An 11,508-nucleotide genomic window follows, 5' to 3' on the forward strand; every position below is an offset into this window, starting at 1 on the left:
GCTGTGGCAGCGGATCGCCGAGCGACTGTTTTACTTCTTCAGCCCGTTGCTGTAAAACGTGCCCATCAGATACCGAATGAGTAGCAATCATGGATATGGATTTAAACAACCGCCTGACCGAAGACGAAACGCTCGAGCAGGCTTACGATATCTTCCTCGAACTGGCGGCCGACAATCTCGACCCGGCGGACATCATTCTGTTTAACCTGCAGTTTGAGGAGCGCGGCGGCGCCGAACTGTTCGACCCTTCGGCAGACTGGGAAGAGCATGTGGATTACGATCTCAACCCGGATTTCTTCGCCGAAGTGGTGATTGGTCTGGCGGATACCGACGGCGGGGAAATCAATGATATCTTCGCCCGCGTTCTGCTGTGCCGCGAGAAAGATCATAAGCTGTGCCATATTCTGTGGCGTGAATAACCTTTAACATCCAGTAAAAAGCCTGCCGCGGTACTCCCGGCAGGCTTTTTTTACGTCGCCAGCTTACTTCGGCAAGGCATGACCGCAGGCATGGCAGAAACGGGCGTTATCGTCATGGTCGCCCTGCTGACACTGCGGACACAGGCGCTGCTGTCGTCGACGATTCAGGGCGCTGGTCATATGCGTGGTGATAAGTCCGGTCGGTATGGCAATAATGGAGTAGCCGATCAGGATAAGAATGGAGGCCAGGATGCGACCCAACGGCGTGTGCGGCGTGATGTCTCCGTAGCCGACGGTGGTGATGGTCACGATGGCCCAATAGACCGAGGCGTTAAGCGTGGTAAAGCCGTATTCCGGCCCCTCAATCAGATACATTAACGAGCCGAAAATCACCATCACAATGGCGATAAACGAATAAAACAGGATCAGCTGATGGCGCGCGCTGACAATCGCTCGCCAGAACACGTTGAGCGAAGGCATAAAGCGCAGTAGTTTGAGAATACGCAGCGCGCGGATCGCCCGCATTGCCCGCCAGGCGAATACATAATTGAGGCTAATTTCCGGCCATAGCCACATCACATACAGCGGTAAAATCGTCGCCAGGTCAATCAGCCCCCAAAAGCTGAAAATATAGTGGAGCGGATTGGGCCAGGTAGCGATACGCAGCAGGTATTCCAGGGTAAAGACCGCGGTCACCAGCAGCTCCAGCCAGACGAAAATATGCCATTCATCTAATGTCAGGTGATATTGCGTGCCCAGTCCCGACTCGATAAATATCACCAGTACGCTGAGCAGGGCGAAAAGTCCGCACAGCCCTTCAAAGCGGCGGCCGGAACGTCGGTTCTGATCGAAAAGTAAATGATAAAGCCGCAGACGAGCGGCAGAAAGCATACCCACTTCGTTAACCTCGCAAAAAAAAGGCTGACCTGCGTCAGCCCCTGAGATTATAACGGGTCTACCTTAAGGCAGGAAACCGCATGGCGGAAACTGCCTTCCAGCACCGGGCGGGTTTTGGCGCACTCCGGTCCGGCAAGCGGACAGCGAGTGCGGAATACGCAGCCTGAGGGCGGATTAATCGGCGAGGGTAATTCGCCTTCCAGCAGTTGGATAGTTTTCGTTTTCTCGAGATCAGGATCGGGGATCGGCACCGCCGACATCAGCGCTTTGGTATAGGGATGTAGCGGATTATGGTACACCTCGTCGTAAGTCCCCAGCTCCACCGCATGGCCCAGATACATTACCAGAACCCGATCGGAGATATGCTTAACCACCGCCAGATCGTGAGCGATAAATATCAGCGATAGCCCCATCTCACGCTGCAGTTGCTGCAGCAGGTTGACGACCTGCGCCTGAATCGACACGTCAAGCGCGGAGACCGGCTCATCGCAGATAATCAGCTTTGGCTCAAGGATCAGCGCCCGCGCGATGCCGATACGCTGACACTGACCGCCGGAGAACTCGTGCGGATAGCGGTTGATCAGGTTGGGCAGCAACCCAACTTTCATCATCATCGCTTTGACGCGATCGCGCACTTCCTGACGGGGCATCTTCGGATGATAGGTACGCAGCGGTTCGGCGATAATTTCTCCGATGGTCATGCGCGGGTTCAGCGAGGCCAGCGGATCCTGGAAGATCATCTGGATATCGCTGCGCACGTCGCGCCACTCTTCCTGCTTCATGCCCAGCAGATCTTTACCCAGCCAGGCCACTTTGCCATCGGTCGCTTTCACCAGACCAATAATGGCGCGGGCGAAGGTCGATTTGCCGCAGCCCGACTCCCCTACCACACCGAGGGTTTCACCCTCGTAAAGGCGCAGCGTCACGCCATCCACCGCTTTCAGCGTTTTCGACGGCTGCCAGAACCACTGCTTGCCATCTTTGATATCGAAGTGCACCTTCAGGTCGGCAATTTCGAGCAGGACTTTTCGTTGTTCAGTTACGGCGTTCATAGCAGATCCCCCACCGGTTTAAAGCAGGCGCGCAGGCGGCCTGGCGCGAACGATTCCAGCGGCGGCGCGCTGCTGCACTGCTCCATGGCATGCGGGCAACGCGGCTGGAATGGACAGCCTTTTGGCAATCGCAGCAGGTTCGGTGGGTTGCCGGGAATGGTCAACAACGCATCGCCTTCCGCATCCAGACGTGGAACCGCATTCAACAGCCCAATAGAGTATGGGTGCGACGGTTGATAGAAGACATCGCGCGCCTGACCGTACTCCATGGTGCGCCCGGCGTACATCACCAGCACTTTATCGCAGATCCCTGCCACCACCCCAAGGTCGTGGGTGATCATGATAATGGCCGTGTTGAATTCGCGTTTAAGCTCATTCAACAGCGTCATGATCTGCGCCTGCACGGTAACGTCCAGGGCAGTGGTCGGTTCATCCGCAATCAGCAGCCGGGGCCGGCACAGCAGCGCCATGGCAATCATCACGCGCTGACGCATGCCCCCGGAGAACTCGTGCGGGAACATTTTCATGCGCTTACGCGCTTCCGGCATTTTTACCGCGTCGAGCATCTTCACCGACTCTTCAAACGCTTCGGCTTTACTCAGCCCTTTATGCAGCATCAGGACTTCCATTAACTGCTCGCCCACCCGCATATAGGGGTTAAGAGAGGTCATCGGATCCTGGAAAATCATTGAGATTTGTTCAGCGCGCAGTTTGTTCAGCTCACGCTCGGGCAAATTGAGGATTTGCCGACCGTTAAAGGTGGCGGAACCCCCGATGCGACCGTTGGCCGCCAGCAGTCCCATCAGGGCGAAGGCGGTTTGCGATTTACCGGAGCCGGATTCGCCCACAATGCCGAGCGTCTCGCCCGCCTGCAGAGTGAAGTTCAGATCATTGACGGCGGTGACGTCGCCATCCGGCGTTTTAAAGGTGACGCGAAGATCTTTCACGTCCAGCAGTAGCCCGCTGTGGCTCTGCGCTTGCGGCGCTTTTGCCGTTTCAATCATGGTCATGGCAGCGCTCCTTAGCGGTCTTTCGGGTCGAGGGCATCACGCAGACCATCGCCGATAAAGTTGAAACAGAACAGGGTCACCACCAGGAAACCCGCCGGGAACAACAGTAGCCAGGGCGAAACTTCCATTGAGTTGGCGCCATCGCTGAGCAATGCCCCCCAGCTGCTGAGCGGCTCCTGCGTCCCCAGTCCCAGGAAACTGAGGAAGGATTCGAAGAGGATCATGCTGGGGACCAGCAGCGAGGCATACACCACCACCACCCCCAGCACGTTGGGGACGATATGGCGCAGCACGATGCTCGCCGTCGAGACCCCGCCGACCTGCGCGGCTTCGATAAACTCTTTGCGCTTCAGGCTTAGCGTCTGCCCGCGCACGATACGCGCCATATCCAGCCAGGACACCATGCCGATGGCGACAAAGATCAGCAGGATATTCTGACCAAAAAAGGTCACCAGCAGGATGACGAAGAACATAAACGGGAAGGAGTTGAGGATCTCCAGCAGACGCATCATCACCGAATCCACTTTGCCGCCGAGATAACCGGAGAGCGAACCGTACAGCGTGCCGAGGATCACCGCCACCAGCGCCGCCGCCACCCCGACCATCAGCGAAATGCGCCCGCCGATCGCTACGCGCACCAGCAGGTCGCGCCCGGAGGAGTCGGTTCCGAAGTAGTGGCCGGAGGCCATATCCGGGGCATTGGACATCATGCCCCAGTCGGTATCGAAGTAGGAGAACGACGACACCATCGGCGCGAAGGTAACGAACAGCGCAATAAGCACCAGCATAATCAGGCTGGTCACCGCGGCGCGGTTATGCATAAAGCGGCGACGCGCGTCCTGCCAGAGGCTACGCCCCTCCACTTCCAGCTTCTCACTGAAGTTTTCCAGCGCCTCGCTATTTTTCTTACTTAACATCATGGCGAACTCCGGCTTCAGTAGCGAATCTTCGGATCGATAACGGCGTACAGCACGTCAACGATGGCGTTGAACAGGATAGTCAGGGCGCCAACGAGGATCGTCAGGCTGAGCACCAGCGAGTAGTCGCGGTTAAGCGCCCCGTTAACGAACAGCTGGCCGATCCCCGGCAGGCCGTAAATGGTTTCAATGACCATTGAGCCGGTGATGATGCCCACGAAAGCTGGCCCCATATAGGAGAGCACCGGCAGCAGCGCCGGCTTCAGCGCATGGCGCAGAATAATGCGACGCATCGGCAGCCCCTTCGCCCGCGCGGGGCGGATAAAGTTAGAGTGCAGCACTTCAATCATTGAGCCGCGAGTAATACGCGCGATGCTGGCGATATAGGCCAGGGAAAGCGCCACCATCGGCAGGATCATAAATTTCAGCGCCCCGCCGTTCCAGCCGCCGCCCGGCAGCCAGTGCAGGGTAATGGCAAAGATCATCACCAGCAGCGGCGCGACCACAAAGCTCGGAATAACCACGCCGGTCATGGCTACCCCCATCACCGCGTAGTCCCAGCGGGTATTTTGCTTCAGGGCGGCTATCACCCCGGCGGCAACGCCGATCACCACCGCCAGTAAAAAGGCGGCGAAGCCCAGTTTCGCTGAAACCGGGAAGCTGGCGGCCACCAGATCGTTGACGGAATAATCTTTGTATTTAAAAGAGGGACCAAAATCGCCATGCGCCAGCTGCTTCAGATAATTGAAGTACTGCGTCATGATAGGGTCGTTTAAATGGTATTTTGCTTCAATATTCGCCATGACTTCCGGCGGTAGCGTGCGTTCCCCGGTAAAAGGACTTCCCGGCGCCAGACGCATCATGAAGAATGAGATGGTGATAAGAATAAATAGCGTCGGAATCGCTTCCAGACAGCGACGTAAGATAAATTTTAACATTGCCCGTACCTTCTGGCGTGTGCCTTTGCACTGCTCTCAAATAAGACACGATGGAGCGAGCCGAGACCCGCTCCACGTATTGCCATTAATGTTTGATAACGTAGAGGTCTTTGGTATAGACGTTATCCATCGGGTCTTTACCGGTATAGCCACCGACCCACGGTTTCACCAGGCGGGCGTTAACGTAGTAATAGACCGGTACGATCGCGCTGTCTTTGTCCAGCTGCTGCTCTGCTTTCGCATAGGCCGCCGTGCGCTGCGCTTCATCGGATGCTTTTACGGATTCAGCCATAATCTTGTCGAACGCCGGGCTCTTATAGTGCGCGGTGTTCATTGAACTGTCAGAGAGCATGGTGTTCAGGAAAGAGGTTGGCTCGTTATAGTCGGCGCACCAGCCCGCACGCGCCACGTCATAGGTGCCCTGATGACGGGTATCGAGGAACGTTTTCCACTCCTGGTTGACCAGCTTCACGTCAATGCCCAGGTTTTTACGCCACAGCGAGGCGGCGGCAATCGCCAGCTTCTTGTGCAAATCAGAGGTGTTATACAGCAGGTTGAAGGTCAACGGTTTATCGGCGCTATAGCCGGCTTCGGCCAGCAGTTTCTTCGCTTCTTCGTTGCGTTTTTCCTGCGACCAGGTAAACCATTCCGGCTCGCTCAGCTTCGCGCCATCGGTATACGGTGGGGTGTAGCCGTAGGCCGGCAGATCGCCCTGTCCTTTCACCTTATTAGCAATAATATCGCGATCCAGACCCAGCTTCAGCGCGGTACGCACGCGCACGTCGGTGAACGGGGCCTTCTGGTTGTTGATTTCGTAATAATAGGTACACAGATAGGGGTCAACGTGCAGCTCGTTGGGGATCTCTTTTTTCAGCTTCTGGAAGAGTTCGATCGGCAGCTGGTTATAAGTCATGTCCAGTTCACCGCTGCGGTAGCGGTTAACATAGGTCACTTCGGAAGAGGTCGGCAGCCAGGTAACGGTGTTAATGACGGTTTTAGCATTATCCCAATAGTGCGGGTTACGCTCCATCACGATCCGCTCGTTGACCACCCAGTCTTTCAGAGTATACGCGCCGTTGGTAACGATATTGCCAGGCTGCGTCCACTTTTCGCCAAATTTTTCGATGGCCGGTTTGTAGACGGGAGACATCGCCGGGTTAACCAGCAGTTTATAAAAATAGGGTACCGGTTCGCTGAGGGTGACTTCCAGCGTGTGGTCGTCAATGGCTTTTACGCCCAGCTCGCTCGGCGCTTTCTTGCCGTCAATGATTTCGTCGACGTTAACTATATGACCATATTGCGGATAGCTGGCATAAGGAGAAGCTGTTTTCGGATCTACCAGACGCTGCCAGCTGTATACGAAGTCCTGGGCGGTAACCGGCTCGCCGTTAGACCATTTTGCATCTTTACGCAGATGGAAGGTCCAGACTTTAAAATCTTTATTATCCCAGCTCTCCGCCACGCCAGGGATCGGGTGGCCATCTTTCGGCGAAGTATTCAGCAAACCTTCGAACAGGTCGCGGCTAATATTGGCCTCTGGCACCCCTTCGATTTTATTTGGGTCCAGCGATTGCGGCTCGGCGCCGCTATTACGTACCAGGGTTTGCTTCTCTGCCAGCTGCACTCCAGCCGGGACATCCGCTGCCATTGCCATATTGCCGGCGATCAGTGCGGATAGTACTCCCGCGGCGATTAAACGCTTTTTAGTGATGATGGTCATTGTGTTGTAACTCCAGTCATTATAATTACTGGTTTTTTAACCAGCCTGTTTTTCCCGTTTTCGGGTTCTGTCCAACGCAGGAGTTTGCGATTGGCAGATTGCTATCACCGACTTATTTATTACGACCGCTCGAACGGCAGTCTTAACGTCGATTCGTTGCCCTCGCTGGAGGGTCGTTCTGGCGAAATGAGTTAATTAAAAATAATTCTCATTTGCGTACATAATTCAGCAGACGATAACGGCGGAAAGTACCAAAAGGTAAACACCTCCGCCAATGCAATTTGCAAATATGTTACCGAATTCTCTTTTATTGCCGGTTTTGCCAGCGTGACAAGCGTTTGCCATAAAACGTCGATGTAAAAATATTATTATTTATCAGAGCATTACGATAATTTCATCAGCCGACATTCTGAGCAGCGACCACAAGATGGTTTTTTGTACAAAAATTTAACAATAGATTACTTTTTAGCACATTCATCTGCCGCCTTGTTAAAATTACTAATATCATTTCGATGATCCGACAGCAAGTACCAGAGAATGATGTGAGGAAAATAACATCACAGGAGTGGGAGGCGTGAGGAGAATGTTAAGAGAAATATTTCATATCTTAATGAAAAATATGAAATTAATAGCGATATCGCAAAATATTATCCCTACCGCCAGTTCCGCGTTGGCTAATAGGTTTTGCTAATAATCGCGCAGGCGTGAAGCGAGACTCCCCGCCTGCTGGCGACGAACTAACTCAGCAGCCCTGGGAAAAGCGCTTTAATCCCGGTCACAATAAACTCAATGCCGAGAGCCATCAGCAACAGGCCCATAATACGGGTGATGACGTTGATTCCCGTCTGCCCCAGCAAACGGACCAGCCACGGCGCCATACGGAAAATCCCCCAGCAGCAGAGGGCAAATACCGCTATCGCCAGTGAGAACCCGACCAGATGCACCCAGGAGTGGTACCGGGTCCCCCAGACGATAGTTGAACTGATTGCCCCTGGCCCGGCCATTAATGGTAGCGCGAGAGGAACGACGCCGATGCTCTCCCGGACCGCCGTCTCCGACTTTTCCTGCTTGTTCTGCTTATCTTCGCCGAGCTTACCGCTGATCATCGACATCGCGATGGTCACCACCAGGATGCCGCCGGCGATACGGAAGGAGTCAATGGAGATACCGAAAATCTGCAGAATGCCATCGCCGAGGAACAGCGACGTCAGGAGGATGATCGCCACCGACAGGTTGGCGGTGAGGTTGGTCTTATTACGCACCGCAGCCGGCTGATAGCTGGTCATACTGATGAATACCGGAATAATGCCAACCGGGTTAACCAGGGCAAATAAGCCGATGAAAAACTTGAAATATGCAGAAAAATCGAACAGTGATTGAGTCACATTGGGCTCCGCAGCATCATCAAAATTGGCGGTTGACTGTTAACAGCATAAAATAACTGCGCGAAACATACGCTTTTTACCTACAATATTCATTATAAATATGCATAACCCGGTGATATGTATCGAATGTTAGCCATTTGTATATTTAATGCTAATCGTTTTTTTAATTTCAAAACCCTCCCATCACACTTGATCGAACCGGTCAAAAAGCAGCCAGCTGAAAGGTATCAGCAGCGACAATACTTGATCTAAATCACGTAATTTGTACTCAGAAGTGAGTAATCTTGATGACACCAACAGAGTGGAAGGCAGCAGTACCTGAAAGCGAAAGAGATAAAGCTTTTTTAGTAAATCGGTGAAACAGCGCCCTGATTTTTCTACATAAACATTTACATGCAAGCTGTTAACGGCCTGTCTATAATGTCGAATCGAGCGACTGATTTACTAAAAAAGTTTAACATTATCAGGAGAGCATTATGGCTGTTACTAATATCGCTGAACTGAACGCGCTTGTTGAGCGTGTCAAGAAAGCCCAGCGTGAATATGCCAGTTTCACTCAAGAACAAGTCGACAAAATCTTCCGCGCCGCCGCTCTGGCCGCTGCAGATGCTCGAATCCCTCTCGCCAAAATGGCCGTAGCCGAATCCGGCATGGGCATCGTTGAAGACAAAGTGATCAAAAACCACTTTGCTTCCGAATACATTTACAACGCTTATAAAGACGAAAAAACCTGTGGCGTTCTGTCAGAAGACGACACCTTTGGCACCATCACTATTGCTGAGCCTATCGGCATCATCTGCGGTATCGTACCGACCACTAACCCGACTTCAACAGCCATTTTCAAATCGCTCATCAGTCTGAAAACGCGTAACGCCATCATTTTCTCTCCGCACCCGCGTGCAAAAGAAGCCACCAACAAAGCGGCTGATATCGTGCTGCAGGCTGCCATCGCGGCCGGCGCGCCGAAGGACCTGATTGGCTGGATCGATCAGCCGTCTGTAGAACTGTCTAACGCGCTGATGCATCACCCGGACATCAACCTGATCCTGGCGACCGGTGGCCCAGGCATGGTGAAAGCAGCGTACAGCTCCGGTAAACCTGCTATCGGCGTCGGCGCCGGTAACACCCCGGTAGTCATTGATGAAACCGCCGACATCAAACGTGCCGTAGCGTCCGTACTGATGTCTAAAACCTTCGATAACGGCGTGATCTGTGCTTCTGAGCAGTCCGTTGTGGTGGTTGATTCAGTCTATGACGCGGTTCGCGAACGTTTCGCCAGCCACGGCGGCTATCTGCTGCAGGGTAAAGAGCTGAAAGCCGTTCAGGACATTATCCTGAAAAATGGCGCGCTGAACGCGGCTATCGTTGGTCAGCCAGCGGCCAAAATCGCTGAACTGGCAGGCTTCACCGTGCCGGCCACCACCAAAATTCTGATTGGTGAAGTGACCAACGTTGACGAGAGCGAGCCGTTTGCTCACGAAAAACTGTCTCCGACGCTGGCTATGTACCGTGCAAAAGATTTCGAAGACGCGGTAGCCAAAGCAGAAAAACTGGTCGCCATGGGCGGTATCGGCCACACCTCTTGCCTGTACACCGACCAGGACAACCAGCCGGCTCGCGTGGCTTACTTCGGCCAAATGATGAAAACCGCGCGTATCCTGATCAACACCCCGGCTTCTCAGGGTGGTATCGGTGACCTGTACAACTTCAAACTCGCGCCTTCCCTGACTCTGGGTTGTGGTTCCTGGGGTGGTAACTCCATCTCTGAAAACGTTGGTCCGAAACACCTGATCAACAAGAAAACCGTTGCTAAGCGAGCTGAAAACATGTTGTGGCACAAACTTCCGAAATCTATCTACTTCCGTCGTGGCTCCCTGCCAATCGCACTGGATGAAGTGATTACCGATGGTCACAAACGCGCGCTGATCGTGACTGACCGCTTCCTGTTCAACAACGGCTATGCCGATCAGATCACTTCCGTACTGAAAGCTGCGGGTGTTGAGACGGAAGTCTTCTTCGAAGTTGAAGCTGACCCGACGCTGACCATCGTACGTAAAGGTGCCGACCTGGCAAACTCCTTTAAACCAGACGTGATCATCGCCCTGGGCGGCGGTTCCCCGATGGATGCGGCGAAAATCATGTGGGTTATGTACGAACATCCGGAAACCCACTTCGAAGAACTGGCGCTGCGCTTTATGGATATCCGTAAACGTATCTATAAGTTCCCGAAAATGGGCGTCAAAGCCAAGATGGTGGCGATCACTACCACTTCCGGTACCGGTTCTGAAGTTACGCCGTTCGCCGTGGTGACCGATGACGCGACCGGTCAGAAATACCCGCTGGCAGACTACGCGCTGACCCCGGATATGGCCATTGTCGATGCCAACCTGGTGATGGATATGCCGAAATCGCTGTGTGCGTTCGGTGGTCTGGATGCGGTGACTCACGCCCTGGAAGCTTACGTTTCCGTACTGGCTTCTGAGTTCTCTGACGGCCAGGCGCTGCAGGCGCTGAAACTGCTGAAAGAGTATCTGCCGGCTTCCTATCACGAAGGTTCTAAGAACCCGGTTGCCCGTGAGCGCGTACACAGTGCCGCGACTATCGCCGGTATCGCGTTCGCTAACGCCTTCCTCGGCGTGTGTCACTCGATGGCGCACAAACTGGGTTCCCAGTTCCATATTCCGCACGGTCTGGCCAACGCCCTGCTGATCTGCAACGTTATCCGCTATAACGCGAATGACAACCCGACCAAGCAGACCGCGTTCAGCCAGTACGACCGTCCGCAGGCTCGTCGTCGTTACGCTGAAATCGCCGATCACCTGGGCCTCTCCGCACCAGGCGACCGCACCGCAGCGAAAATCGAGAAACTGCTGGCATGGCTGGAAAGCATTAAAGCTGAGCTGGGTATTCCGAAATCTATCCGCGAAGCTGGCGTTCAGGAAGCTGACTTCCTGGCCCACGTTGATAAACTGTCTGAAGATGCATTCGATGACCAGTGCACCGGCGCTAACCCGCGCTACCCGCTGATCTCCGAACTGAAACAGATCCTGCTGGATACCTACTACGGCCGCGAATTCGTCGAAGGCGAAGCCGGTGCGAAAGCCGAAGTTGCTCCGGTAAAGGCTGAGAAAAAAGCGAAAAAATCCGCTTAACCAACAGCGATAGCATCG

10 protein-coding genes are annotated in these 11,508 nt (G+C 54.0%); 2 read left to right on the forward strand and 8 right to left on the reverse strand.

The features are described from left to right. The first annotated feature begins 89 nt into the window (after window positions 1-89). A complete protein-coding gene (locus HMPREF9538_RS08300; RefSeq protein ID WP_002910079.1) occupies window positions 90-419 on the forward strand; it encodes an HI1450 family dsDNA-mimic protein in 330 nt (109 codons plus the stop codon). A gap of 63 nt (window positions 420-482) precedes the next feature. Here the strand turns inward: HMPREF9538_RS08300 and HMPREF9538_RS08295 are convergent, their stop codons facing one another. The 8 genes from HMPREF9538_RS08295 to HMPREF9538_RS08260 all read right to left on the reverse strand — a co-directional run bounded on the left by HMPREF9538_RS08295 (window position 483) and on the right by HMPREF9538_RS08260 (window position 8,737). Beyond that, the gene (locus tag HMPREF9538_RS08295) at window positions 483-1,310 is read right to left on the reverse strand and encodes an ion transporter (protein ID WP_002910080.1); all 828 of its coding nucleotides are present in this window, start codon (window positions 1,308-1,310) and stop codon (window positions 483-485) included. A 53-nt stretch (window positions 1,311-1,363) separates the two neighbouring features. Then, window positions 1,364-2,368 carry a murein tripeptide/oligopeptide ABC transporter ATP-binding protein OppF gene (gene oppF / locus HMPREF9538_RS08290; protein ID WP_002910083.1) on the reverse strand — a complete coding sequence of 335 codons (1,005 nt, stop codon included), beginning with the start codon at window positions 2,366-2,368 and terminating at the stop codon, window positions 1,364-1,366. After that, entirely contained in the window at window positions 2,365-3,378 is a 1,014-nt protein-coding gene (locus HMPREF9538_RS08285) for an ABC transporter ATP-binding protein (protein WP_004151853.1), read from the reverse strand. The genes oppF and HMPREF9538_RS08285 overlap by 4 nt, the downstream gene beginning before the upstream one ends. 11 nt (window positions 3,379-3,389) lie before the next feature. Beyond that, window positions 3,390-4,298: an oligopeptide ABC transporter permease OppC gene (gene oppC, locus HMPREF9538_RS08280; RefSeq protein ID WP_004145396.1), complete on the reverse strand. Its 909-nt coding sequence runs from the start codon at window positions 4,296-4,298 to the stop codon at window positions 3,390-3,392. A gap of 14 nt (window positions 4,299-4,312) precedes the next feature. Beyond that, the gene (gene oppB / locus HMPREF9538_RS08275) at window positions 4,313-5,233 is read right to left on the reverse strand and encodes an oligopeptide ABC transporter permease OppB (protein ID WP_009485722.1); all 921 of its coding nucleotides are present in this window, start codon (window positions 5,231-5,233) and stop codon (window positions 4,313-4,315) included. Window positions 5,234-5,318: 85 nt separating this feature from the next. Then, window positions 5,319-6,953, reverse strand: a complete 1,635-nt coding sequence (gene oppA / locus HMPREF9538_RS08270; protein ID WP_004148754.1) for an oligopeptide ABC transporter substrate-binding protein OppA — start codon at window positions 6,951-6,953, stop codon at window positions 5,319-5,321. A 737-nt stretch (window positions 6,954-7,690) separates the two neighbouring features. Continuing rightward, on the reverse strand, window positions 7,691-8,338 hold the full coding sequence (locus HMPREF9538_RS08265; RefSeq protein WP_002910095.1) for a YchE family NAAT transporter: 648 nt from the start codon (window positions 8,336-8,338) through the stop codon (window positions 7,691-7,693). Window positions 8,339-8,521: 183 nt separating this feature from the next. Continuing rightward, window positions 8,522-8,737 carry a hypothetical protein gene (locus tag HMPREF9538_RS08260; RefSeq protein WP_004145398.1) on the reverse strand — a complete coding sequence of 72 codons (216 nt, stop codon included), beginning with the start codon at window positions 8,735-8,737 and terminating at the stop codon, window positions 8,522-8,524. A 77-nt stretch (window positions 8,738-8,814) separates the two neighbouring features. On the opposite strand from HMPREF9538_RS08260, the gene adhE reads away from it, so the two are divergent. After that, window positions 8,815-11,490: a bifunctional acetaldehyde-CoA/alcohol dehydrogenase gene (adhE, locus tag HMPREF9538_RS08255; protein ID WP_002910097.1), complete on the forward strand. Its 2,676-nt coding sequence runs from the start codon at window positions 8,815-8,817 to the stop codon at window positions 11,488-11,490. The last annotated feature ends 18 nt before the right edge of the window (window positions 11,491-11,508 follow it).

This window comes from Klebsiella sp. MS 92-3, assembly GCF_000195655.1.
GTDB lineage: Bacteria > Pseudomonadota > Gammaproteobacteria > Enterobacterales > Enterobacteriaceae > Klebsiella > Klebsiella pneumoniae.